Source organism: Acinetobacter legionensis, from assembly GCF_048551735.1.
Lineage (GTDB): Bacteria > Pseudomonadota > Gammaproteobacteria > Pseudomonadales > Moraxellaceae > Acinetobacter.
On sequence record NZ_JBIMBV010000005.1, the window covers coordinates 125,333 to 149,220 of the forward strand.

General features: G+C 37.5%; 26 protein-coding genes and 1 tRNA gene. 21 read left to right on the plus strand and 6 right to left on the minus strand.

Annotated features, from left to right (window positions below):
• Window positions 1-24: 24 nt before the first annotated feature.
• On the minus strand, window positions 25-630 hold the full coding sequence (locus tag ACG9ZL_RS06280) for an RBBP9/YdeN family alpha/beta hydrolase (RefSeq protein ID WP_336951753.1): 606 nt from the start codon (window positions 628-630) through the stop codon (window positions 25-27).
• A gap of 43 nt (window positions 631-673) precedes the next feature.
• A complete protein-coding gene (locus ACG9ZL_RS06285; protein WP_336951752.1) occupies window positions 674-1,684 on the minus strand; it encodes a sulfate ABC transporter substrate-binding protein in 1,011 nt (336 codons plus the stop codon).
• 163 nt (window positions 1,685-1,847) lie between these two features.
• On the opposite strand from ACG9ZL_RS06285, the gene pabC reads away from it, so the two are divergent.
• The 8 genes from pabC to ACG9ZL_RS06325 all read left to right on the plus strand — a co-directional run bounded on the left by pabC (window position 1,848) and on the right by ACG9ZL_RS06325 (window position 8,829).
• The gene (pabC, locus tag ACG9ZL_RS06290) at window positions 1,848-2,669 is read left to right on the plus strand and encodes an aminodeoxychorismate lyase (protein ID WP_419359443.1); all 822 of its coding nucleotides are present in this window, start codon (window positions 1,848-1,850) and stop codon (window positions 2,667-2,669) included.
• Window positions 2,662-3,723, plus strand: a complete 1,062-nt coding sequence (gene mltG / locus ACG9ZL_RS06295; RefSeq protein WP_336951750.1) for an endolytic transglycosylase MltG — start codon at window positions 2,662-2,664, stop codon at window positions 3,721-3,723. Before pabC ends, mltG begins: the two co-directional genes overlap by 8 nt.
• A 9-nt stretch (window positions 3,724-3,732) precedes the next feature.
• On the plus strand, window positions 3,733-4,332 hold the full coding sequence (gene tmk / locus ACG9ZL_RS06300; protein WP_419359445.1) for a dTMP kinase: 600 nt from the start codon (window positions 3,733-3,735) through the stop codon (window positions 4,330-4,332).
• A gap of 458 nt (window positions 4,333-4,790) precedes the next feature.
• Window positions 4,791-5,216: a PaaI family thioesterase gene (locus ACG9ZL_RS06305; RefSeq protein ID WP_336951748.1), complete on the plus strand. Its 426-nt coding sequence runs from the start codon at window positions 4,791-4,793 to the stop codon at window positions 5,214-5,216.
• Between the two features lie 467 nt (window positions 5,217-5,683).
• Window positions 5,684-6,664: a hypothetical protein gene (locus ACG9ZL_RS06310; RefSeq protein ID WP_419359447.1), complete on the plus strand. Its 981-nt coding sequence runs from the start codon at window positions 5,684-5,686 to the stop codon at window positions 6,662-6,664.
• A 4-nt stretch (window positions 6,665-6,668) separates the two neighbouring features.
• Window positions 6,669-7,550 (plus strand): arginase family protein, encoded by an 882-nt coding sequence (locus ACG9ZL_RS06315; RefSeq protein ID WP_419327172.1) that lies wholly within the window; start codon window positions 6,669-6,671, stop codon window positions 7,548-7,550.
• A gap of 106 nt (window positions 7,551-7,656) precedes the next feature.
• Entirely contained in the window at window positions 7,657-8,037 is a 381-nt protein-coding gene (locus ACG9ZL_RS06320; protein WP_419359449.1) for a hypothetical protein, read from the plus strand.
• Window positions 8,038-8,055: 18 nt separating this feature from the next.
• Window positions 8,056-8,829, plus strand: coding sequence for an AraC family transcriptional regulator (locus ACG9ZL_RS06325; RefSeq protein ID WP_336951744.1), 774 nt, complete (start codon window positions 8,056-8,058; stop codon window positions 8,827-8,829).
• A 332-nt stretch (window positions 8,830-9,161) separates the two neighbouring features.
• Here the strand turns inward: ACG9ZL_RS06325 and nadB are convergent, their stop codons facing one another.
• Entirely contained in the window at window positions 9,162-10,805 is a 1,644-nt protein-coding gene (gene nadB / locus ACG9ZL_RS06330) for an L-aspartate oxidase (protein WP_419327174.1), read from the minus strand.
• A 225-nt stretch (window positions 10,806-11,030) separates the two neighbouring features.
• Between nadB and ACG9ZL_RS06335 the strand changes: the two genes are divergently transcribed.
• On the plus strand, window positions 11,031-12,431 hold the full coding sequence (locus ACG9ZL_RS06335) for a Do family serine endopeptidase (RefSeq protein ID WP_336951742.1): 1,401 nt from the start codon (window positions 11,031-11,033) through the stop codon (window positions 12,429-12,431).
• Between the two features lie 89 nt (window positions 12,432-12,520).
• Complete coding sequence (locus ACG9ZL_RS06340) at window positions 12,521-12,967, plus strand: acyl-CoA thioesterase (protein WP_336951741.1); 447 nt, start codon at window positions 12,521-12,523, stop codon at window positions 12,965-12,967.
• Window positions 12,968-13,592: 625 nt separating this feature from the next.
• Here ACG9ZL_RS06340 and ACG9ZL_RS06345 read toward each other — a convergent pair.
• A complete protein-coding gene (locus tag ACG9ZL_RS06345; protein WP_419359451.1) occupies window positions 13,593-14,003 on the minus strand; it encodes a winged helix-turn-helix transcriptional regulator in 411 nt (136 codons plus the stop codon).
• 145 nt (window positions 14,004-14,148) lie between these two features.
• Between ACG9ZL_RS06345 and ACG9ZL_RS06350 the strand changes: the two genes are divergently transcribed.
• The 10 genes from ACG9ZL_RS06350 (at window position 14,149) to ACG9ZL_RS06395 (ending at window position 22,647) form a co-directional block, all read left to right on the plus strand.
• Complete coding sequence (locus ACG9ZL_RS06350) at window positions 14,149-14,931, plus strand: enoyl-CoA hydratase/isomerase family protein (protein WP_419359453.1); 783 nt, start codon at window positions 14,149-14,151, stop codon at window positions 14,929-14,931.
• 261 nt (window positions 14,932-15,192) lie between these two features.
• Window positions 15,193-17,010: a translation elongation factor 4 gene (gene lepA, locus ACG9ZL_RS06355; protein ID WP_004717093.1), complete on the plus strand. Its 1,818-nt coding sequence runs from the start codon at window positions 15,193-15,195 to the stop codon at window positions 17,008-17,010.
• Between the two features lie 21 nt (window positions 17,011-17,031).
• The gene (lepB, locus tag ACG9ZL_RS06360) at window positions 17,032-17,886 is read left to right on the plus strand and encodes a signal peptidase I (RefSeq protein ID WP_336951737.1); all 855 of its coding nucleotides are present in this window, start codon (window positions 17,032-17,034) and stop codon (window positions 17,884-17,886) included.
• 309 nt (window positions 17,887-18,195) lie between these two features.
• Window positions 18,196-18,570, plus strand: coding sequence for a DUF4845 domain-containing protein (locus ACG9ZL_RS06365; RefSeq protein ID WP_336951736.1), 375 nt, complete (start codon window positions 18,196-18,198; stop codon window positions 18,568-18,570).
• The gene (rnc, locus tag ACG9ZL_RS06370; protein ID WP_004717088.1) at window positions 18,542-19,234 is read left to right on the plus strand and encodes a ribonuclease III; all 693 of its coding nucleotides are present in this window, start codon (window positions 18,542-18,544) and stop codon (window positions 19,232-19,234) included. Before ACG9ZL_RS06365 ends, rnc begins: the two co-directional genes overlap by 29 nt.
• Before the next feature lie 5 nt (window positions 19,235-19,239).
• Window positions 19,240-20,268: a GTPase Era gene (era, locus tag ACG9ZL_RS06375; RefSeq protein ID WP_004823128.1), complete on the plus strand. Its 1,029-nt coding sequence runs from the start codon at window positions 19,240-19,242 to the stop codon at window positions 20,266-20,268.
• Between the two features lie 20 nt (window positions 20,269-20,288).
• Window positions 20,289-20,480, plus strand: coding sequence for an NF038104 family lipoprotein (locus ACG9ZL_RS06380; RefSeq protein WP_336951733.1), 192 nt, complete (start codon window positions 20,289-20,291; stop codon window positions 20,478-20,480).
• Window positions 20,481-20,491: 11 nt separating this feature from the next.
• Complete coding sequence (gene recO / locus ACG9ZL_RS06385; RefSeq protein ID WP_336951731.1) at window positions 20,492-21,211, plus strand: DNA repair protein RecO; 720 nt, start codon at window positions 20,492-20,494, stop codon at window positions 21,209-21,211.
• 31 nt (window positions 21,212-21,242) lie between these two features.
• Window positions 21,243-21,968 carry a pyridoxine 5'-phosphate synthase gene (gene pdxJ, locus ACG9ZL_RS06390; RefSeq protein ID WP_419359455.1) on the plus strand — a complete coding sequence of 242 codons (726 nt, stop codon included), beginning with the start codon at window positions 21,243-21,245 and terminating at the stop codon, window positions 21,966-21,968.
• Between the two features lie 34 nt (window positions 21,969-22,002).
• On the plus strand, window positions 22,003-22,647 hold the full coding sequence (locus ACG9ZL_RS06395) for a MiaE family protein (protein WP_336951728.1): 645 nt from the start codon (window positions 22,003-22,005) through the stop codon (window positions 22,645-22,647).
• Between the two features lie 97 nt (window positions 22,648-22,744).
• Here ACG9ZL_RS06395 and ACG9ZL_RS06400 read toward each other — a convergent pair whose 3' ends face one another.
• Together ACG9ZL_RS06400 and ACG9ZL_RS06405 are read right to left on the minus strand one after the other, a co-directional pair.
• Entirely contained in the window at window positions 22,745-22,930 is a 186-nt protein-coding gene (locus tag ACG9ZL_RS06400; RefSeq protein WP_419359456.1) for a hypothetical protein, read from the minus strand.
• Between the two features lie 132 nt (window positions 22,931-23,062).
• Window positions 23,063-23,138 (minus strand) — tRNA-Asn (locus tag ACG9ZL_RS06405).
• 246 nt (window positions 23,139-23,384) lie between these two features.
• Between ACG9ZL_RS06405 and ACG9ZL_RS06410 the strand changes: the two genes are divergently transcribed.
• Window positions 23,385-23,864 carry a hypothetical protein gene (locus ACG9ZL_RS06410; protein WP_419359458.1) on the plus strand — a complete coding sequence of 160 codons (480 nt, stop codon included), beginning with the start codon at window positions 23,385-23,387 and terminating at the stop codon, window positions 23,862-23,864.
• Window positions 23,865-23,888 lie beyond the last annotated feature (24 nt).

Sequence of the window (23,888 nt, forward strand, 5' to 3'; positions counted from 1 at the left end):
TTTTGCAAGCTTAAAAGGCAATGATTAAATTGCAAATTTAAATAACAACTTGTTGTCATCAGTATTACTGATAAAGAAGTTTTGCTGATTAAAAATTAAATGATCATAAATTTCAGGAAAGTGCCCAAAGCCTGATGCAACATTGATATGCCCAACTTGACCTAAATTTCGAGGTCTAATTTTCCACGCTTTTGCCAGCTTTTGTGCATCCTCAAAATTCAACCAAGGATCATTTTCAGAAATAATCATTTCAGCAGGGACAGTTATTTTCAATTCATGAAAATAAGCTTCATAGTCACCCATACTGTTTCGAGCAAAACCAGCCTCACCAAAACGTGCTGGATTAGCTGGTGCAACTAAAATAATTTTTCTTACTTTAGCTACAATTTCAGGATGTTGAGCCAAAGCAGCAACCGTGGTTAAACATCCGAAACTATGTGCAACAATTTGAACAGGCTGTTCAGAATTGACGACAGTCGCAACAAATTGGGCAATCCAGTCCTTCAGAATAGGTAAGTTCCAATCTTGTTGTTGTACGCGCGAGCAAGACATGAGTTCACGTTGTAATTTAGATTGCCAGTGATCGTAATCACTACCACCAACGCCTGGAACAATAATTGTATGAATCATGTCTATGCTCCTATTTCCTTTCGTTTAAGTTTATTTTAAACAGTTATTTGCTGCTTGCATTGGCTTTTACGATTTGATCAAAAACACCATTATTTTCAAAATGTTGCTTTTGAACTTTAGTCCAACCGCCAAACTCTTTGTCAATTGTGACCAATTTTAACGGTTTGAAGGTTGTCGCATACTTTTGCAAAATTGCTGCATTACGCGGACGATAGAAGTTTTTCGCTGCAATGTCTTGACCAGCAGGTGAATACAGATAGTTTAAATATGCTTTCGCTAAGTTTAAGTTACCGTCTTTTTCAGCATTCTTTTCAACAATCGCGACAGGGGGTTCTGCTAAGATCGATAGTGATGGGGTAATGATTTCAAATTTACCCGGTTGTTCACGTGTAGATAAATACGCTTCATTTTCCCAAGCTAATAACACATCGCCAATACCGCGTTCTGCAAATGTTGTAGTAGAACCACGTGCACCAGAATCAAGTACTTTAGTTTGTTTATAAATTTGACGTACAAACTCTTGTGCTTTCGCGTCTGAACCATATTTATGTTTTGCCCAAGCCCATGCTGCCAAATAGTTCCAGCGTGCACCACCTGAAGTTTTAGGGTTTGGTGTTACAATTTCTACACCTGGTTTTACCAAATCACCCCAGTCTTTGATGCCTTTCGGGTTACCTTTACGGACGAGGAAAACGATTGTTGATGTGTAAGGTGTAGAGTTTTGTGGGAATTTCTTTTGCCAGTCTTTTGGCAATAAATTTGTATTTTGCGCAATTGCATCAATATCTGCGGCCAATGCTAAAGTCACAACATCTGCTTGCAAACCATCAATTACAGCACGGGCTTGTTTACCAGAACCACCATGTGATTGTTTAAATTGGATGTCTTGGCCCGTTTTAGATTTCCAAAATGTTGCAAATTGCTTGTTAAAATTATCGTACAATTCTCGTGTAGGATCATAAGAGACATTTAAAAAATCTTTTGCAGCAACGCTGAAAGATGTGGTTGAAATTAGTGCTGCTGCTACAGCGAATTTAAGTTTAGAGAACTGCATTTTTTTGCCCCATTTAATTCTGAAGTTCGGTAAGATGGAGTGAGCATAACGCTAGTCTTTATCCATAAAAAATAATAAAAAACGAATTTTATATGAATAAAAAAGAAAAAGAAAATACTTATATTGCTTATAGTATTCGTGCAAAGTCATAGGAAACTGCTTAATGATCTGTTTTAAAAATGCTCAATTTGTTGATTCTATTTCACTTTTAGACCGAGCATTTCATTATGGAGATGGTTGTTTTACTACAGTCCGATTACATCAAGATGTTATGGAGTTGGAACTTTTACATCGTGCTCGATTGAAGCTAGCGGCTGAACGTTTGTTTTTAGATGTGAATTTCGAATTGTTGGATCAGACCCTACAAGGTTTAAGACAAAAAAATGGAATATTGAATGGAACATTGAAAGTGATTATTAGTCGGGGAGATGGTGACCGTGGTTATGCAATGCCCGAGCATGAAGCAGACCTTTATGTGGTCTATTATCCAAAAACAACTGCGTGCTTTCAGCCTGAATTAATTCAAAGTGGTGTATTAGATCAGGCGATTGGCTTATTGATGCCAAATTTGGTGGGACTAAAAACCTTAAATCGTTTAGAACAGGTACTACTCAAAAAAGAAGCTCAAGCAAAAGGCTGGTTAGAAGCATTAGTTACAGATGTACAAGGTTCAGTTGTTGAAGGTGTGAGCAGTAATTGTTTTATTCGAATAAACAATAGATGGATTACGCCTGAACTTCGTTATAATGGTGTACATGGTGTGATGCGAGCCGAAATTTTGTCACGGATGCAACATTATGGCGTCACTTGTGAACAGCGTTTTATCGATATGGATGAAATTCAACATTTTCAAAGCCTATTCTTTTGCAATGCACTCAGTCCAATGAAAGCAGTCGAAATGTTGAATCATCAACATCTAGACACTCAATCCTGTGTTGAGTTATTTAATACTTTAAATTTAAGTCAGTTTAATTCTCATGTCTAAAACCAAACCTAAGCCAAAGTCTAAAAAGAAAACTCAAGCCCAAGTGAGCAATAACATTTATAAAGGCATTGCAATCGTTCTGGTTATTTTTTTTCTCATAACTGCAATTATTTTAAAAATGAGTATTTTTAAAGAATATCCAGTGACAGGTCAAAAACAAAAGCTGTCTATTTCAAATGGTGAAACCTATACCGGTTTTATTGATCAATTGGCCAAAGAGGATAAGGTCAGTTTTCCGATTATTCTTAAGCTCTATCGTAAGATTTTCATCCATGACACCATGAAAGCTGGTGTGTATGAAGTGACCAAAGGGATGAATGTACGTCAAGTATTAGAAATGGTTTCTAATATTGAAAATGCTCAGATGAGCCGACTTTTAGTGATTGAGGGAACAACATCCAAGCAATTAATTCAGTCATTGCAAAAAGATCCATTGGTTGAAAAATCAGTGATCCAACTTCCCCGTAGTGAAATGCTGAAAGCTTTAGATATTCCTTATGATCACCCAGAAGGTTTATTTGCACCTGATACTTATTTCTTTGATAAAGGTGCAACGGATAAGCAAATCTTGACTGATCTTTACCAACGTCAAATGAAAATTTTAGATGAAGCTTGGGAAAAACGCGCGCCAGACTTACCTTATAAAAATAAATATGAAGCCTTAATCATGGCATCGATTATTGAAAAAGAAACTAGTGTAGACAGCGAGTTACCTCAGGTTTCAGGTGTGTTCTATCGTCGTTTAAAACTGGGCATGCGTTTACAAACCGATCCTACCGTGATTTATGGGATGGGTGATAAATATACGGGTAAAATTTCTAAGCAGGATTTACGTACACCGACTGCTTATAATACATATACGATCAATGGTTTACCGCCTACACCGATTGCCTTACCTAGTAAAAAAGCCATTGAAGCGACGATGCATCCAGATCACTCTGAAAACATTTACTTTGTTGCCACAGGTAATGGTGGGCACAAATTTACAGCCAATCTGAATGATCATAATCGCGCAGTGCAAGAATATATTCAAGTTATGCGGTCTAAGAATTAAGGAATGAGCATGTTTATAAGTTTTGAAGGTACTGAAGGTGTAGGAAAAACCACGCTCATTCAAAAGTTATTTGATTACTTTCAACAACAAGATCAACAGGTTGTTTTAACACGTGAGCCTGGTGGTACGCCCTTAGCTGAACAAATTCGTTCATTGTTGCTGTCTGTCAATCATGAAGAACAGATGAGTAATGACACTGAGTTATTGCTGATGTATGCAGCACGAGCACAACATTTGGCAACTGTGATTTTACCTGCATTGGCAGAGGGTAAAATTGTACTGTGTGACCGGTTTGTCGATTCAAGCTTTGCTTATCAATGTGCTGGTCGCGGGTTAAGCCGAGATAAGTTACAACTGCTCAATGAAAATTTTGTTTCTAAAATGCCAGATATTACTTTTTGGTTGGATGCACCAATTGAATTGGGAATGAACCGTGCACGTGCACGCGGTGCCTTAGACCGCTTTGAACAAGAAAAAGTGGTGTTTTTTGAATCGGTACGTAGTGGTTTTTCTGAAATACATCTTCGCGATTCTCAGCGAATGAAACGTTTAGATGCAACTCAAGCACCAGCACAAGTATTTGCCGAGGCGTTGAGTTATTTAAAATAAGTGCCAATCAATCCTCTAAATAAGTTCAGTTGAGCAATTTATTCTATTGATTTGAACGATAAAGGGGCTGTTGGCATTTCATAAATGGCTTGCGTTGGAGGCTAAAATTGAGTATGAGACGTATACGTCGTAAAGCATGAAGAAAATAGCGAGACTATTTTCGAGTTTCATAACGCAGACTGAGATAATTTTAGTCACAACCCTGAGCAAGAACAAAGCACTGCTTTGTTTGCAGCGCAAGGCGCAGTGGGGGACTTAAGTGTTTTTTGTCACTACTTCGTTACCTTGCGAAACGATGTTTCTCATCATTTAGAATGACTAAATTTCGTATTTCGTGCCTAGTATTGCCTAAAAAATACTTATAGTCGTAAACATAGACGAATTGTCAACGGCCCCTAGTGTTTTGAACCGAAAAAGTCTTTATATTGTTTTAGGTCATGGATATAAAGACTTTAATTATGAAAAGCTCGAAAGCTGAAATCGTAGAATTCTTACAGCAATTTTTTTCACCTAGCTTACAACGTTGTGAAATTGAAGAAGTAACCGAAAAAGGAGCTTCATTGGTTTGGCATGTCAGTGATCAAGATATACGACCAGGTGGAACTGTTTCAGGTCCTACCATGATGGCCCTAGCAGATTTTGCACTGTATGTTGCGATTATGGGTGAAATCGGTTTAGTGGGTTTGACGGTCACAACCAATATGAATATTAATTTTTTACGCAAACCAACAGGTGGTGTTGATATTCGCGGCGTGTGTAAATTGATGAAAGTGGGTAAAGCTTTAATTGTGGGGGAGGTCTGGATTTATTCTTTGGATTCGGATGATCCTGTTGCTCATGTGACAGGAACTTATTCTGTTCCACCACAAAAAAAAATCATTTAGGGGTTTTAAAATACCTGTTGGGTGATTTTTTATAATCCCTAGCAGTTTTCTGATGGTTTTTAATGATCACTATTTTTACTGATGGTTAGCTTGTTTTGATCATCAATCTATATTTTTGGTTCAAGCATCATTAACAATAGACTTTTACGTTCGTTCTTTTTTAAAGCATAGATCATCATACAATCCCCTTATTCTAGCCTTCTCCCAAAGGGAGAAGGGGCTTTCGATAAAAAGTCTAATTCACTCAATATGGCCATTTTTAATTGATGAAAGATCGTTGATGGATACTTAAATCATGAATGTGAGCATGAGTATCAAAAAGAATAATAAATAATCAATTGTATTGATTGATATAGATGTAATTACAACTTGAGTGATATATTGAGTTCTGCAAGGGATAATGCTAATTTATTCATAATAAATAGTTGATTTAAAAATATTAATATAGATTGAATGGAATAAAGAATATGTCATCAGGTCATGAAGTCGTAGATTTGTTTAAGGAACGGGTTTTTCCTTTATCAGATAAATTGACGGAGATGTTAAATGAACACTATTCACATCAAACTGAGCGCCGTGGTTGCGGTTATACGCAGGCTACACGAGTATTGGCTGAGTACATTAATTTTCCGCGTGATCAAGTTGAAGCAACTGATTTAAAAATATTTAAAGATTATGATTTTAAGAAGTTAAAAAAAATCATTGAGCAAAAAAATGCTTATGGTTTAGAGATCGATGATTGGCATAACTTAGATCAAAATAAATCGATTCAAAATTTTCTTACTGAAGCCAAAGATGATGAGTTTAAAGTCTTAGTTGAACAAGAAGTTGCAATTCAAGCAAACTTGAGACGCTTATCGCAACAAGCACAATTAGAAGAAAGTAATGTTATTTGCGCTATGTTGGAGGATGTGATTTTACCAAAAACAGCAGATGAAACAGGTTATGTTGAAATTCCGACGCTAGAGGGCAAGCCTAAAGTGGGCTCATGTCCCATGGCAGAAGCATTTTTCTTAAAGATTGCCCATCGCTCCATGTTAAGACAAGGCTCAATTAATATTTTTGTAGATGATCAAAATCGTCCGTTATTGATTGAAAAAATGAATATGGGAGATAATCATTCGTGTATAAATTTACAACCTTTATTGATGAATGGGATTCGTATTCCGATTGGTTCCTTATTTTCTGTCGATTATGATATCGAACAAATTGCAAACAAAGTCCCCAATCAAGAGTTTAAAGGTTATATTATTCCTTATAAAGAGATTCAAGGTTTTTGGTTCTTGCGATTAACCACTTTAGCCATTTCACCTGAGAATCGACAAAGGGCATTTACGACACATTTTGAACAACAAGTGAATAATGGACTGTTTAGTCCGGACACAACACTTATAAAACAACTCAATGATGTTGCAAAATCACAATTGAGAGCACTCATTCTCGGATAGTTTTATGTTAAATGTTTGTTTCTCTCCACGCTATTTTGCTCAAACACATACCAATAGCATGGAAAAACTTGTTGCAGTCGCAGAGCAACTACAGCAATTTAATCATTATAAATTTCATGAACCACAACAAATTGAACCAGAGATTTTAAAAGCTTTACATTCTCCTAAATATGTCGAGGCTTTTTTAACTGGGCAACCCGCAAAACTTGCAACTTTTGCTGGTTTTAAGCCTTGGAATGAACAATTAAGAGATGCGGTACTCTCCATCAATGCTGGGCAATTGTTGGCAACTGAACTGGCACTCCAACATGGAATTGCTGCCAATATTGCGCAAGGGTTTCATCATGCAAATTATGAATATGGTGGCTCATATTGTACTTTTAATGGTTTGGCACTAATTGCACAACATTATGCAAATAAGCGAATTTTTATTTTGGATTGCGATCAGCATGGTGGTGATGGAACGGCTGACTTTACTCGTAGATTGGATAATTTATATAATTTTAGTATTTACGGTTTGGCTTTTGGCTACCCCACGTATGAGCGAGCGGAAAGTCGTCACATTCATACCAAGCATGGAAGTTTTGCTCAATATACCATGGCATTGCATGAAGCATTTCAGCGAGCGAATGAGTGGAAAGCAGATATTATTATTTATCAAGCGGGGATGGATTGTCATCAAGCAGATCCTTATGGTTCAGCATGGTTTACGACAGAGTTAATTCAAAAAAGAGACGAAATGGTGTTTAACCTAGCCAAACGTGAAAATATTCCGATCATGTTTGTACTTGCAGGGGGCTATCAGAATTTAGACGATTTAGCAAAATTACATGCTGAAACTTTTCATATAGCACATCGTATTTATTATGGAAAAAATAAAGATTAGACTCTTTTAAAATTGGCTGGAATACCGTATTTATTGGCTGAATTTAGTAATGTGCAATCTGTATAAATTTATACAATGATAATTGTTCTCATTTAAGGAAATTATCATGTTTATTCAAAATTTAGAAAACTTTCCAATCGTTCATATTAGTTATCAAGCTGAAGATGCAGTTTCAGTTGATGAAACAATTGCAATTTATGAATCATTATTGAGTCGCAAAGAAACTTTTGTTTTTATCAGTGAAGGCGCTTTTCCTGAACAAAAAAATGATCATGAAGAACGCAAGCAAGTTGCAGCATGGGTAAAAGCAAAACGTGAAAGTTTAACCCAATATGTGAAAGCATTGATTCATATTGAACCTGATGAAAATATTCGACTAGAGGCGCAAAAATTTGCCAATAACTTTATTAAGTTTACAGGTTACCCGATGTTTATTGTAGACAATCAACAACAAGCACAGAAAGTTATCAACGCAGTTTTAAAGTGATAAATGTATAGGTAAACCATGCTTGATAATGTGGATGCTTTTTTTGTAGATCAAATAGACCAAGCAATTATTGTATTAAAAATACATCAGCAAGTTCCTGATTGGGAACTTGCGTCACATCAGCATATAAAAAGCCAATTAATGATGACCATCAATGGCTTAATTACTGTGGAAACACCATCTGGAATTTGGGTTGTTCCAGCGCAACATGCTTTATGGATTCCATCAAATGTGTCACATAAAGTCAGTAGTTATGGTATCTCCTCTGGTTATGTTGCATTTATTGATCCCCAACTTGATCATTTCTCAGAACTCACTTGCACTATGTTACAGGTGACAAATTTACTTAATGCGCTATTGGAAAGAGTTGAAAGCTTGTCTGAGAAGGTACTTTCAGAAAAAGGCTTACGTTTACATCAATGTTTGTTAGACGAAATTCAATCGGTTGTAAAGCCAACATTTTTTTTACCGATCCCGCAAGATCTACGTTTAGTGAAAATGACTGACAACTTATTGAGGAACCCTGAGCAAAATCAAAGCCTAGCTAAATGGGCAAAGTTATGCTGTATGAGTGAACGCAGCCTTACACGCACTTTTCATCAAACAACAGGGATGAGTATTAATCAATGGCGAAGAAAGTTACATGTTGTATTGGCATTACAGTGGTTAACTGAAGGGAATTCGGTTCATCAGGTTGCGATGAAATTAGGCTATGATAGTGATAGCTCATTTATTATGATGTTTAAGAAAATAATGCATCTTTCACCTCGAAATTATATGCAGCAAACATAACTTTTTTATTCTCAAATAGAAGACCTAATAGCATTAAAGATTTTGCACATGTCTCATGTTAGATTGAAAACTTTAAATTGATTTGCGTAGATGTAGATGATGCCTCACTTTTCAGAGATAAAAATTAAAAATAATTTCTTTAGCAATAGATACACTATCCCTTATGAATTTTGAACTAGTCTCGCGCTTCACGTGCATGCTTTATGATGTATACCTTTCATGCTCAATTTTAATTCAGAATGTAGACCATGTATGGAAGGGTAATAAACTCTAATATCCTCATATAAAAATAGCCAGAATCATCTGGCTATTTTTCAAGATTTCAAGGAGTTTTAAACTTCTTCATTTACCAGGGGTGTTTCGACAGTAAAGTTTGGCGGTGTTAATACCGTTTTTCTTAATTCAGGGGAAAGCTCTGGATAATCAAGCGTATAATGCAGGCCTCGTGATTCCTTACGTTGCATGGCACAACGAACAATCATTTCTGACACCATGACTAAATTACGCAGCTCAATCAAGTTCTTACTGACATGATAGTCCTGATAATATTCTGTAATTTCTTTCTTCAGCATTTCAATACGATGCAATGCACGTTGTAAACGTTTTGTTGTTCTTACAATCCCGACATAATTCCACATGGTTTGACGCAGTTCATCCCAGTTTTGCAGAATGACAACATCTTCATCAGGATTGGTCGATAGTGAAGCATCCCATTCAGGTACAGTGGGTATGTCAAAGTGATGATTAAATTTTGCTTCAATGTCTTTAGCAGCACTCATACCATACACAAAGCATTCAAGTAGTGAATTGCTCGCCATACGGTTAGCTCCATGTAGACCCGTATAGGATGTTTCACCAATCGCATATAAACCAGCTAAATCAGTTTGGCTATTTTCATCGACAACCACACCACCACAAGTATAGTGCGCTGCTGGGACAACAGGGATCATATCCTTGGTGATATCAATACCAAGTTCCAATAAGCGTGCATATAAAGTAGGAAAGTGCTCTTTGACAAATTCAGCAGGTTTATGACTGATATCTAACCATACATGACGGATACCTAAGCGTTTGATTTCATAATCAATGGCGCGTGCAACAATATCTCTTGGAGCAAGCTCTGCACGTTCATCAAAGCGCAACATGAAGCGTTCACCATCGGGTAAACGTAAATATGCACCTTCACCACGCATTGCTTCCGTGATCAGAAATGAGCGTGCTTGAGGATGATATAAACAAGTGGGATGGAACTGATTAAACTCCATATTTGCCACACGGCAACCTGCACGATATGCCATGGCTATACCATCGCCTGTGGCAATATCAGGATTTGATGTGTATAAATAAGCTTTCATTGCACCACCACAAGCAAGGGCAGTAAAGGGCGCTAAAAAGGTATGAACTTTTTCATTGCTTTCATCAAGTGCATACAGACCAACCGAACGATTAGGTTGTTGTTTATGTCCTAATTTATGTGTGGTGATTAAATCAATCGCAATATAATTTTCAAAAATATGAATATTTTTCTTTTCTTGAGCCCTTTGAACCAGTGTTGTCGAAATGGCCTTACCTGTTGCATCTGCTGAATGAATAATACGACGTTGCGAATGTCCACCTTCACGGGTCAGATGTAATTGTTCATCCTGATCTAATGTAAACTGCACACCATGGTGGAGTAAGAAATCGACAGAAGGTCGCCCCCCCTCTACCGTATGTTTAACTGCTTCAAGCTCACATAACTGCGCGCCAGCAATCATAGTGTCATCAATATGCTGTTGAATGGAATCTGTTTCATCAAGTACAGCAGCAACACCACCTTGTGCAAAATACGTGCTTGCATCGGTTAAGGTCGATTTCGCTAAAACAGCAATATTAAAGTTTTCAGGCAAAGATAAGGCTAAACTTAAGCCAGCACCGCCGCTCCCTACAATAACCACGTCAAATTGATGAGTTGTGCTTAAATTAGACATGTCCATCAGCTAATTTGAAAAATGTTTGCTAATAACACTCTTTTTTTTAACAAATTACAATAGTCACATGTGTCAGATTTTAGTATAAATAAGATATTCTAAGGCTTTTAAGATAAAATTAAGTAAAGTCTTGTTTTATAAAAAAATGTAAACATATTTTTACGTATTTATATTAAATAATATGTTACAAATATTTTTAAGCAATCATCATCAGATACAGGTTCGTGAGAAATGAGTAATGGTCTAATGCAAAAAGGAATGTATGCAGCAGTATTTACTGTCGCTGCGGCAACATCACAAGTTCAAGCTTCAACGCCTGTGGATTTTTCTAACTTGGTTGAACAAGTCAGTCCAGCTGTTGTTAGTGTTAATGTTGTTAAAAAATTATCTCAGGAAGAGTTGTTACAACAGCAAGTCCCTGAAATTTTAAAGCGTTTCTTTGGTAATCAAATCATTATTCCACAACAACGTGCGCCACAAGAAAAGACCGCGTATGGTAGTGCATTCTTTATTAGTAAAGATGGTTATTTACTGACAAATCACCATGTGGTTGAAGATGCATCTAAAGTAACAATTATGCTGAACGATCGCCGTGAAATTGATGCAAAAGTGGTGGGTAGTGACGAACGTACTGATGTCGCTTTGCTTAAAGTTGAAGGAAATAATTTCCCATCATTATCTGTGGGTAATGTAGATCAACTTAAAGTAGGGCAACCTGTTCTTGCAATTGGATCACCATTTGGTTTTGATTATTCAGCATCAGCAGGGATAGTCAGTGCTAAGTCACGCAATATGATGGGTGAAACATCGGTACCATTTATCCAAACTGATGTCGCGTTAAATCCAGGAAACTCAGGTGGTCCATTATTTAACCAACAAGGTCAGGTTGTCGGTGTAAACTCACGTATCTTTAGTGGTACTGGCGGTTATATGGGCTTGTCATTTTCTATTCCAATTGATGTTGCAATGGATGTTGTTGATCAGTTGAAAAAGAATGGTAAGGTTACCCGTTCTTATCTTGGTGTAATGTTACAAGATATCGATCGAAACTTAGCTGAAGCCTATAAATTAGATAAACCAGAAGGTTCACTGATTACGCAAGTTGCGCCAAATTCACCTGCAGAAAAAGCGGGCTTTAAATCAGGCGATGTGATCCTAAAATATAATGGATCACCAATTTCACGTACTTCAGAATTATTGAACTATTTGAATCGTACTCAGCCAAATCAATCTGTTAAGCTCGAAATTTTACGCGATGATAAACCGAGAGTGATTACAGCAACTTTAACCGTTGCACCTGATGATACACCTGCAAAAGTTGATAACACTAACACTTCAGCTAAGCCAAATAAAGGACCTATCATCGGTGTTGCGATTCGTGCGTTAACTGAACAAGAAAAGAATCGTTTAAATGTTAAAGGTGGCGTGTTTATTCAAGATGTGACCAGAGGCGGCTTAGCTGCACAGTCACGGATTTTACCTGGTGATGTAATCACACAAGTAAATAACAAGAAAGTAAATACACCAAATGATTTTGTTGATGCAGTGTCTGAGCTACAGAAAAATACGGTAGCACGTGTAGCGATTGTTCGTGAAGGACAACATGCTATGATTGGATTACGTATTCAATAAATACAACTGATCAGAATCAGCCACTCAAAGAGTGGCTTTTTTATGTCAAACTTATGCAGATGATTTAAAAGTGCAAAAGGAATGATGAGATGAGTTCAGTATTTGATTTAAAAATCAAAGTAAAACCAGAGCATATAGATCTCTTAGGTCATGTAAATAATGTGGTGTATGTACAATGGATGCAGGATGTTGCCTCTGCACATATCGAAACATTAGGTGTTGGCTTAGATCAATACTTAGAAATGAAACATGCAATGGTTGCAGTAGAACATCATGTTCAGTATCGCAAAGCAGCGATGTTGAATGATGATATTATTCTGAGAACTTGGCTATATGAGATCAATGCACTTTATTCTTTTCGTCAATACGCTTTTTTTAATGCTAAAGATCTTAGCTTACTCTTTACTGGTAATACCAAATGGGCATGTATAGAAATCGCTTCAGGGCGTCCAAAACGGATGTCTCCAACTTTTATTCAAGCCTATCAACCAGTTGATCCTGAAGTAGATCCTTTTGATTTAAGCTCGATAGTTTAAACACAATAAAAAATTTAAAGTTTAGAGTTAATCAGTTGCTATTATATATCGAAGTAGAATTATAAAACTTAAATAAATCGGCATGCATAAATCTGCTTCGATATTTGCGTTCTTGTATTAATTGCGTTCTAAACTGTTGGTAGAAATATTAAATAGCCATACTACAGAGTAAATATCTATTTACTTTTAATATTAAATTTCTTACTTTGTTCTGAATTAAAAACTTAAAGCGAATTAGATTAACCATTTTTACAACTCGGTGCAGTCAATAGTCAATTTAAAATAGTTGATCTCAATTTGTATAATTAGGTTCGTTAAAGTATTTAATAATAATTTTAAGAAAATCAATCCTAATCAACCAAATAATGTCACAATCGTTTCTAGAATTATGCTGATTAGCAAGGGATTGTTGATTGAATCTGATGTAAAAAGTATTGAGTATTATTGTTTATCAAATCAATAATTCTAAAAACGTCTATAGATATGTAGGTTTTTATATGCATATCTCAGGATAATATATAATAATCAATAGTTTAATTTGAGTGGTTTTTTAATGTCTAAAGGAAAGCGGGATAAATTAAGTAAGCCAAGCTCAGACACTGTTTGTAGCCATCTCCCCCGTATTTTATTTTGGAGTAACGGGTGACTCCTTCGTGAAATTCGAGCCAATTACATCATCACACTCATCATAGCGAGATTGGCAAGCCTGACTGCTTTCCATATTCTCTACAGTCCAGTCGTAGAGCGCGTTAAAAGGTAGTTTGAGTGACTTACCTAGTGGTGTCAAAGCATATTCTACACCTAGGGTTTTACCGTCTATGACAGTGCGTGTCACCATACCATTGCGCTCTAACTTACGAAGTGTCTGTGTCAATACGCGCTGGGTAATACCTTCGAGGCGACGCTTAATGGCGTTGAAGCGACGTGGTTCATGTAAGACAATCAAGACCAGCATTGACCATTTGTCTGCGATTTGATCGAGAATAGCGCGGCTAGGACAGTCGGCACGGTAGACTGGATCTAGGTCAAGGTTCATTGGTATGCTCCAACATACTTAGGATGCTTAAGGTGCGTAATTGACACCTAGTATACATAAGATACCATGATTATATACAGCTAAATCAGGGTACATTATGAATATTTCCACTTATTCTACACTTCACATTGAGCATGATGGTGGTGTGGCTACTGTTACAATCAATAATCCGCCAGTCAATGTGTTGGATGTTGCTGTGATGAGCGATATCCAAAGTTTTCTCACTCAGGTGCGTGATGATCCACAAACTCGCGTAATCGTTTTCCAAAGTGCTGATCCAGAGTTTTTTATAGCTCATGTAGACATGACACTGATTGATGAGCCGCATGCTTTCGATGAGATAGCCAAGAATGCTCCTGATGGCTTGAACCCATTTCAGGCTTTGGGAGAGATGATTCGGGCACAACCGCAAGTGACAATTGTCAAACTCGAAGGTCTGGCGCGGGGTGGTGGTGCTGAATTCGTGGCGGCAGTGGATATGACATTCGCCGCCATTGGTCGTGCAGGACTCGCTCAATGTGAGGCATTGATGGGTATTATTCCCGGTGGCGGTGCCACTCAATATCTTTCACAGCGAATGACGCGGGGACGTGCGTTAGAAGTAATACTTGGTGCGGATCTCATTGATGCGCTGCTGGCAGAAAAATATGGGTGGGTGAACCGTGCACTTCCTGCAAACGAGTTGGGTGCATTTGTTCGCCGTCTAGCCAACAATATTGCTGCTTTGCCAGAAGGTGTTATTTCCGCTGCAAAGAAAGTCGTTAAACCAGCGGATTTGAGAGAGGGTTTGTTGCGAGAGCATCAGGAATGGGCAGGTCTATTTGCGCTTCCTGCTGCTGAAAAACGAATACGTGGCGGTTTGCAGGGAGGTGCTCAAACAAAAACTGGCGAACATGATTTGGAGCAACTACTTCGCGAACTATCTTAATTAGGAGGTATTATCTTCATCTGCAACGCGTCATCTTATTGGTGGCTTTGGGATGAATCTAAATGGGGAAAATAATTTTAGTTGTTTTGTAATGACGGTTTTTACTATTTAATTAATAGTATCTGAATTTATCAAAGCCTCACTATATTTTTGACCCTGTTCTGCTTATACTGTGCAGCAATTAAGATATTTCATTTTTTGCACGTCATAAGTACTTTTGATATTGAGTACATGATCGTGTACATATTTTTAGAGTAGTGTATGGCAGTAGCTAAGAAATCCGTTAATATCAACAATATACGTAATTTTTCCATTATCGCTCATATCGACCACGGTAAATCGACACTTGCAGACCGTTTCATTCAAATGTGTGGTGGATTGCAAGACCGTGAAATGCAGGCTCAAGTCCTTGACTCTATGGAGCTTGAGCGTGAACGTGGGATTACCATTAAAGCGGCTTCTGTAACCTTGTATTATACCCATCCAAATGGGCAAGAGTATCAATTAAACTTTATTGATACACCTGGGCATGTGGATTTCTCTTATGAAGTATCGCGCTCACTTGCGGCTTGTGAAGGTGCGTTGTTGGTTGTCGATGCTGCACAAGGGGTTGAGGCGCAATCTGTTGCAAACTGCTATACCGCAATTGAGCAGGGTCTAGAAGTATTACCCGTCCTGAATAAAATCGATTTACCACAAGCAGAACCTGAACGTGTTATTCATGAAATCGAAGAAATTATCGGTATTGAAGCAACACATGCACCAACATGTTCAGCAAAAACAGGTCTAGGTGTAGAGTCTGTTTTAGAGACATTGGTTGACATTATTCCCGCACCGCAAGGTGACCGTGATGCACCTTTACAAGCCTTAATTATTGACTCTTGGTTTGATAACTATTTGGGTGTTGTATCACTTGTTCGTATCAAACAAGGTCGTGTGCGTAAAGGTGATAAAATGTTGATGAAATCAACAGGTCAATCGCACATTATCACTTCAGTTGGTATTTTTAATCCAAAACATACTGATACCGGTATTTTAGAAGCGGGTGAAGTTGGCTTCATCATCGCTGGGATCAAAGATATTTTTGGTGCGCCTGTTGGTGATACGATTACTTTGGCAACGACTCCTGATGTTGCGACTTTACCGGGTTTCAAAAAGGTAAAACCACAGGTTTATGCGGGTTTATTCCCAATTGATGCTAGTGATTTTGAACCATTCCGTGAAGCACTACATAAGTTACAGATTAACGATTCTGCGTTGTTCTTTGAACCCGAAAGCTCCGATGCTTTAGGTTTTGGCTTCCGTTGTGGCTTCTTGGGAATGCTACACATGGAAATTGTACAAGAACGTCTAGAGCGTGAGTATGATTTAGACTTAATTAGCTCTGCGCCAACCGTAATTTATGAAGCATTGATGAAAAATGGCGAAACGATTTATATCGATAGCCCATCTAAAATGCCTGATGGTTCAACGGTTGAAGATTTACGCGAGCCGATTGCTGAATGTCATATCTTAGTGCCTCAAGAATACTTGGGTAATGTCATGACTTTATGTATCGAGCGCCGTGGTGTGCAAAAAGATATGAAATTCTTGGGTAATCAAGTATCTATTACCTTTGAAATTCCAATGGCAGAAGTGGTTATGGATTTCTTTGATAAATTGAAATCTTGCTCACGTGGTTTTGCTTCACTGGATTACAATTTCGTGCGTTTTGAGAGTTCATCTCTAGTTAAGGTTGATGTGTTAATTAATGGTGATAAGGTTGATGCTTTGGCAATGATTTGTCATCGTAATGATGCGCGTCACCGTGGTATTGCTTTAGTTGAAAAAATGAAAGATTTGATTCCGCGTCAAATGTTTGATGTAGCGATTCAAGCTGCAATTGGTGCACAAATCATTGCACGTTCAACAGTTAAAGCGATGCGTAAAAACGTATTGGCTAAATGTTATGGTGGTGACGTTTCTCGTAAGAAGAAACTGTTATCGAAACAAAAAGAAGGTAAGAAACGCATGAAGCAAGTGGGTAGTGTTGAAATCCCACAAGAAGCGTTCCTTGCTGTGTTAAAAGTAGAAAGATAAAAACTAGAGGTCTTATTGCTCATGGATTTTGATTTTAATTTAATTCTCGTTCCTGCAACGCTTATATTTTTTGGGCTATGGTTACTGGATAAGTTTGTACTGAAACAACGTGCAACCAAAGGTAAGGGGAATGAAAATGTCATTATTTCATGGGCATATGATTTCTGGCCTGTTCTAGCAGTGGTTTTGGTATTGCGTTCATTCTTATTTGAACCGTTTAATATTCCTTCTGATTCTATGGTACCCACTTTAGAGACGGGTGATTATATTTTGGTGAACAAATTCCAGTATGGGGTACGTTTACCGATTACCAATACGAAGATTATTGATATTGGTGAGCCACAACGTGGTGATGTTGCTGTTTTCCGTTATCCAGAAAACCCTAAAATTAGCTACATCAAGCGTATTATTGGTTTACCAGGTGACCATCTTGAATTCAATAATGGTCAACTCACAATCAATGGCAAAAATGTTGAGCAAGTACCTACTGAGTTTAGTCGTGAAAAAGATATTTTAGATACGCCTAAGTCAATCTACTATTATGAAACGATGGGTACACATAAGCATTTAGTCCGTCTGTTGGAAGGCCAAAACACGTTGGTTTCAGCATTTAATTATGCACAGAAGAAACAAGACCTACCATATGTAGCAACAGCAAATGATCGCTTTGTAAAATCCAATGGTCAAAGCTGGGAAGTCACTGTTCCAAAAGGTCAATATTTTGCCATGGGTGATAACCGTGACCAAAGTGCAGACAGCCGTTTTTGGGGCTTTGTACCTGAAGAAAATTTAACGGGTCATGCAATATATGTATGGATGCATAAGGAACCTGGTTTTAAAATTCCTTCATTTAGTCGCAATGGTGCTATTAACTAATCGACTACAATTTACAAAATCAAATAAAGGTCAATTTATGTTGACCTTTATTTTTATCTGTTAAAGCTATCAAGTTACCTTGATTTATAAGAAAAATGAAATAGAACAAATGATTTAAACTAGCAACTTGATGCAGTTTCAAGGATAATAGCGCGGAAAAGTTTTTTATCACACCAGGGGTTGCAGTGGATAAAAAATTTATAACAATTGAAAATGATTAGTTGAATTGCATCACAGTATTTGACTCAATTATATGATTATTTTCAATTGCGATTAAAGATTATTCATTCTTACCTGTTGGATAAAAAAATGCGTAAAAATCAACAAGGCGCTTCATATATTGGAATTTTATTGGGGATAATTGCCTTAGCTTTTATGTTGAAAATCATAGTTGCTGTATGGCCCTTATACTGGGATGATCGTGTGATTAACAATCAAATTGTAGAGCAAATAAATAAAAGCTCTACTGATATCACGCCAATGAAATTTGCAACAGAAGTTGATAAACGGTTAGAAATGAACAATATCCGAGATACTAAATTTGAGGATATTGCGACTGTATCAACTAAAGATGGTTTACAAGTGACTAAAAAATATGAAGTACGGAAAAATTTCATGCTGAATATAGATTTAGTCCTCACTTTCGAGAAGAGTTTTGATCAAAGGTCAGTTGAAAGTAAGTGATCCTCGCTTACAGAGTAGAATCGGTTACCAGTTTAAACAATACGAGTTATTACAACTCGCACTGACTCATCGCTCGGTGAGTCATAAATATAACTATGAGCGCCTAGAGTTTTTAGGTGATGCATTGTTGGGTATGATCATCGCAAATTACTTATATCATGCATATCCTCATGAAAATGAAGGACGTTTGACGCGTATGCGTGCAACTTTGGTACGCCAAGAAGCACTGGGTAAAATTGCAAATGATTTAAAGTTAAGTCAAAGTTTAATTTTAAGTACAGGTGAATTGAAATCAGGCGGTCATCATCGTGAGTCAATATTAGCGGATACTGTTGAAGCAATTATTGGCGCGATTTATACCGAAACACGAGATTTGCCTTTATTGGAATCGATTGTTTTAAAATGGTATGAACCCTATTTAGACCATATCGAACCGACAGATCAACTCAAAGATCCAAAATCACGTTTACAAGAATATCTACAAGCTCGTAAAAAGCATCTCCCAGTTTATGAGGTCGTAGATATTCAGGGTGATGCACCTAACCAGCATTTTAAAGTAGAATGTACAGTAGATGGCTTGCCTAAAATGATGGGTGAGGGATCAAGTCGCCGTTTTGCAGAACAAGCAGTCGCGGCGGATTTTTTAAAGATATTGGAGCAGTAAACTGCATGAGTACACATTCCGATCACAATGATGCTGATCACGAGCCGTCTGAAAACGGTAATGAGTTAATTAATCAATTTTTTAGCTCGCAAGGTACAGAAATCCCTTCGGATTATCGAAGTGGATTTGTTGCAATTGTAGGACGTCCAAATGTGGGTAAATCGACATTGATGAACCATTTATTGGGTCAAAAGTTGTCAATTACTTCACGTAAGCCACAAACGACACGCCATAAAATCATTGGTATTGATAGTCGTGAAAAGTCTCAGGCTGTATTTGTTGATACACCAGGGATGCACAAGAAAGAAGTGCGTGCGATTAATAAAATGATGAACAAAGCTGCACATTCTGCCTTACGCGATGTCAATTTGGTTCTATTTGTTTTAGATGCCCAGAAATGGACGCCAAATGATGACTTAGTTTTAGAGAAACTACAAAATGCAGAAATGCCAGTCGTTTTGATTATCAACAAAATCGATACTTTAGAAAATAAGCGTATGATTTTACCGTTGATTCAAGAACGTGCGAAGTTGATGAATTTTGCTGAAATTGTTCCTGTTTCTGCCTTACGTGGTGCAAACTTAGATCATTTGCGTGAAGCGATTGAAAAGTATCTGCCATTTCAGCCACCATTGTATTCTTTAGAACAGTTAACTGACCGTTCAGAACGTTTTCTTGCCAGTGAAATCATTCGTGAGAAAATTATGCGTCAGTTGGGCGAAGAACTTCCGTATGATTTAACGGTTCAAATTGAATCATTTAAAACAGAAGAAGCAACAGTGAATGAAAAAACTGGTCGTCCTAAAGCAGCATGTACTTATATTGATGCCACAATTTTTGTTGATCGCCCTGGCCAAAAAGCCATCGTGATCGGTGAAAAAGGTGCTAAGCTGAAGAAAATTGGTATGGATGCTCGTGTTGACATGGAAAAAATGTTTGAGCAAAAAATCATGCTAACACTTTGGGTGAAAGTTAAAGGCGGTTGGTCTGATGACGAACGTGCTTTAAAAAGTTTAGGCTACAGCGATATTTAATTGACTTTTTGGGAACTGAAATGATTCGAGTTATAGCAATTCTTGCTTGCATAGTCATGTTACAAGGCTGTATCACTAAAATTGTGACAGTTCCCGTCAAAGTTGCGTATAAAACCACAAAAGGCGTGGTTAAAGGTACAGCTGCGGTTGTAGGCGCTGTTATCCCTGACGGGGATGATGACGATGATAAGAAAAAAGAAAAGGATGATTAAGTTCAAGCTAGATGCGTAATGAAATCTTGCATGGTTATTTAATCCATCATCGAAAATACAGAGAACGTAGTCATATTGTGCACTTATTTACACAAGAGCATGGCCGTGTCGATGGTATTCTTAGACAAACCCCACCACCCCAATATCAACCGATTACTTTACAAGCGTCGGGAAAATCCGAGCTTAAAAACTTTTCAAAACTCGAAATACTCAATCAACCGATTTTCTTTTATGGGGATGCTTTCTTTTCAGGCTTTTATTTAAATGAACTGCTACTTCGTTTATGTCCGCTTGAAGAAATGATGTCTGAAACATTTCAGCAATACCATTTAACCTTACAGCATTTACAAAAATTGGCTGAACATCCACAAGCAGATTTATTTCTCCGACAAATTTTACGCCAGTTTGAACATGCACTGTTAGAAGAATTGGGTTATCCACTGGATTATGAGCATGATTCAAATCAACAAGAGATTATGCTGACCCAACGTTATCAATTTCAATTGGCGGAAGGCTTTACACCAGTGTCATATACTTCGTCTGGGACGTTGCTGGGGCAACAAATTCTAAGTATGGCAAATTATGAAAAGGGTAGGGATTTTAGCCCAGAACAGTTACAATTATTGGCTAAACTCTATCGACAAATGATTACTTCACTTTTAGGTGATCGACCATTAAAAAGTCGTCAGCTTTGGGTTCAAAACGCTCAATCTAAAACCTTGAGCCGTTAATTTTATTTTATTGGTGAATTAGGAGAATGTTATGGCTGCATTGCTAGGTGTAAACATTGACCATGTTGCGACACTCAGACAAGCACGTGGAACAACTTATCCTGATCCTGTGAAAGCTGCATTAATTTGTGAACAAGCAGGGGCGGAAGGGATCACTTTACACTTACGTGAAGATCGTCGTCATATTCAAGATGATGATGTGCGCCGTATGCGACCTGTATTGACCACAAGAATGAACTTGGAAATCGCTGTAACAGATGAAATGGTTGCATTTGCAAAAGAGATTCAACCACATCATGTTTGTTTTGTGCCAGAGAAACGTCAAGAAATCACGACAGAAGGTGGTTTAGATGTGCTTGGACATTTTGAAGATGTGAAAGCCGCGACTCAGGCATTAACTGCGATTGGTTGTGATGTATCTTTGTTTATTGATGCTGATCTTGCGCAAATTGATGCTGCTATTGCTTGTGGTGCACCAACCATCGAATTGCATACAGGTGCTTATGCAGACGCTAAAAATGCTGAAGCTCAACAGATTGAACTAGAAAGAATTATTAAAGGTACAAAGTACGCAGCATCTAAAGGTTTGGTCGTCAATGCTGGTCATGGTTTGAATTTGGACAATGTGGCTGCAATTGCTGCAATTCCACAGATTCATGAACTCAATATTGGACATTCGATTATCGCCGAAAGTGTTTTCGTCGGTTTGGAACAAGCAGTGAAGGACATGAAGGCCGCACTTCATGCAGCTGGTTAATTTAATTTTTGATTTACGTTGTTGAATATTGATCATGTCGAATATGAATTATGATGAACTCATGCAACCTGTGATTGCTTTTTTAGGCTGTGAAACGCCAAAGGCATGGTTGGATGAGGCATTGAACAATCTCCCATTGCTCATGCAAGATCATGCGAATTGTGAAAAGAAAGCGGCGGGAACAGCAATGAACTTGATGTTCCGTTACAGTTTTTTTACCGATTTGCAGATCAAATTAGCACAACTTGTTCGTGAAGAAATGTTGCATTATGAACAAGTGTTAGAGTTTATGAGCAAGCGTGGTCAAGAATGGAAAGGTCTGAGTGCAGGTCGCTACGCAGGTGGTTTGCGTAAGGAAATTCGTACTTATGAACCAGAAGCTCTGATTGATATTTTGGTGATTGGGGCGTTTGTTGAAGCACGTTCTTGTGAACGATTTTATGCTTTAGCACCATTGGTGGATGACGAGCTGGGTCGATATTACCGTTACTTGTTGAAATCTGAATCTCGTCACTATGAGGACTATTTAGCTTTGGCTTTAGATGTTGCTAAAACTGCCAAATTAAAAGATCCAGAAGAGGATATTGAGCAACGTATCGAATTGATTCGTGAAGTAGAGAAGGATTTGATTTTAACGCCTGATAAGACCTTCCGTTTTCATAGTGGTGTGCCAGCTTAACTATCATCTGATTAAAAGCTGAATTAAAAAATAGACCAAAGCATTGCTTTGGTCTATTTCGTTGTACTCTTTAATAAAATCAGATGAAATTGTTGCTTTAGGCAGTTTCGATACCTGTCCAGCCTGTATTTGGATAACGTTCATCCTGTATCTGATCAGGTGCAAAAAGTTGATCAAGTTGTAGAATTTGTTCATTCGTGAGGCTAAGCTGATTGGCTTTAAGGTTGTTCTGTAAATAATTTAAATGAAAATACGAATTGAGAGAACTTATATTCTTGTGCATGGGTTTTTTGACAGGTTGGCTATATGTCGTTTTTAGAAATGAAAGTAGCACATAAAACTTGTCTATTTGTTACACCCGGTGTCGAGTTCTGAAATAAAAAAAGCCCACTTATGAAAGTGGGCTTTTAGAATTTGGCTCTCCAACCTGGGCTCGAACCAGGGACCTGCGGATTAACAGTCCGTCGCTCTACCGACTGAGCTATTGGAGAATCTGAATGCGATTATAAGGATATATCTTTATGGGTCAAGCCTTTCCTGTCATCTTTTCTTCATTTGTACACTGTATGGTTTTTATTTGAGCAATCTATCGATAAATTAAAAAAATTGATTCTTACAGTTGCAATAGTGAAACGGTCTTGTTAGATTAAAACCATAAAGAGTGTTTAAGTTTGACTTAAACAGTGTGGATTTAAAACCAACTTGCCAGCACTAAATGGCTAAATAGGAGACAGCGAATGAATACGCTTACTATTTCTCAAATTTTTGAAAACTTCTCATTTCATCAAGAAAACTACCTTTCAATCTTGCAAGATTCTGAACAATATTTTATCCAAGTTGAACAAGCCTATTTAGATGTTTGGCCATTTACTGAAAAAAAACTGTATTTGGGTGATCTGTTGCAACTATGGTTTAGTGAAAAATGGCTGATTAATACACCATGTCGATTATTAAATTCATCCAGTCAGGTTTCATCAAGTTCAGACACGCAAGCTACTCAAAAATCAGTTCAACGTACACAAGATTTTTATCTGTTCCAATTGAGTGGAAGTACCTTATCAGGTTCTAATCACGCACAAATTTGGTCAGTTTCAGAACAAAAAGTGCTTTATGTTTCTTTGGATCGCATCTTTAAATATTACTGCTATTTTGAATCGATTGAACGCCCAAAAAACCATCCTCAAAACCCGTTTAAATTGTATCAGCAAGCGATTTAATCAAACCATTGAGAACGCTTTTAA

Coding starts and splice junctions, on each gene's coding strand:
- ACG9ZL_RS06315 (WP_419327172.1), top strand. CDS start 6,669: ATGTTAAATGTTTGTTTCTCTCCACGCTATTTTGCTCAAACACATACC.
- ACG9ZL_RS06345 (WP_419359451.1), bottom strand. CDS start 14,003: ATGAACCTTGACCTAGATCCAGTCTACCGTGCCGACTGTCCTAGCCGC.
- lepB (WP_336951737.1), top strand. CDS start 17,032: ATGGATTTTGATTTTAATTTAATTCTCGTTCCTGCAACGCTTATATTT.
- lepA (WP_004717093.1), top strand. CDS start 15,193: ATGGCAGTAGCTAAGAAATCCGTTAATATCAACAATATACGTAATTTT.
- ACG9ZL_RS06410 (WP_419359458.1), top strand. CDS start 23,385: ATGAATACGCTTACTATTTCTCAAATTTTTGAAAACTTCTCATTTCAT.
- ACG9ZL_RS06310 (WP_419359447.1), top strand. CDS start 5,684: ATGTCATCAGGTCATGAAGTCGTAGATTTGTTTAAGGAACGGGTTTTT.
- era (WP_004823128.1), top strand. CDS start 19,240: ATGAGTACACATTCCGATCACAATGATGCTGATCACGAGCCGTCTGAA.
- ACG9ZL_RS06285 (WP_336951752.1), bottom strand. CDS start 1,684: ATGCAGTTCTCTAAACTTAAATTCGCTGTAGCAGCAGCACTAATTTCA.
- mltG (WP_336951750.1), top strand. CDS start 2,662: ATGTCTAAAACCAAACCTAAGCCAAAGTCTAAAAAGAAAACTCAAGCC.
- ACG9ZL_RS06380 (WP_336951733.1), top strand. CDS start 20,289: ATGATTCGAGTTATAGCAATTCTTGCTTGCATAGTCATGTTACAAGGC.
- pdxJ (WP_419359455.1), top strand. CDS start 21,243: ATGGCTGCATTGCTAGGTGTAAACATTGACCATGTTGCGACACTCAGA.
- ACG9ZL_RS06395 (WP_336951728.1), top strand. CDS start 22,003: ATGTCGAATATGAATTATGATGAACTCATGCAACCTGTGATTGCTTTT.
- ACG9ZL_RS06325 (WP_336951744.1), top strand. CDS start 8,056: ATGCTTGATAATGTGGATGCTTTTTTTGTAGATCAAATAGACCAAGCA.
- ACG9ZL_RS06320 (WP_419359449.1), top strand. CDS start 7,657: ATGTTTATTCAAAATTTAGAAAACTTTCCAATCGTTCATATTAGTTAT.
- ACG9ZL_RS06340 (WP_336951741.1), top strand. CDS start 12,521: ATGAGTTCAGTATTTGATTTAAAAATCAAAGTAAAACCAGAGCATATA.
- ACG9ZL_RS06365 (WP_336951736.1), top strand. CDS start 18,196: ATGCGTAAAAATCAACAAGGCGCTTCATATATTGGAATTTTATTGGGG.
- ACG9ZL_RS06335 (WP_336951742.1), top strand. CDS start 11,031: ATGAGTAATGGTCTAATGCAAAAAGGAATGTATGCAGCAGTATTTACT.
- ACG9ZL_RS06280 (WP_336951753.1), bottom strand. CDS start 630: ATGATTCATACAATTATTGTTCCAGGCGTTGGTGGTAGTGATTACGAT.
- pabC (WP_419359443.1), top strand. CDS start 1,848: ATGATCTGTTTTAAAAATGCTCAATTTGTTGATTCTATTTCACTTTTA.
- tmk (WP_419359445.1), top strand. CDS start 3,733: ATGTTTATAAGTTTTGAAGGTACTGAAGGTGTAGGAAAAACCACGCTC.
- recO (WP_336951731.1), top strand. CDS start 20,492: ATGCGTAATGAAATCTTGCATGGTTATTTAATCCATCATCGAAAATAC.
- ACG9ZL_RS06305 (WP_336951748.1), top strand. CDS start 4,791: ATGAAAAGCTCGAAAGCTGAAATCGTAGAATTCTTACAGCAATTTTTT.
- ACG9ZL_RS06400 (WP_419359456.1), bottom strand. CDS start 22,930: ATGCACAAGAATATAAGTTCTCTCAATTCGTATTTTCATTTAAATTAT.
- nadB (WP_419327174.1), bottom strand. CDS start 10,805: ATGGACATGTCTAATTTAAGCACAACTCATCAATTTGACGTGGTTATT.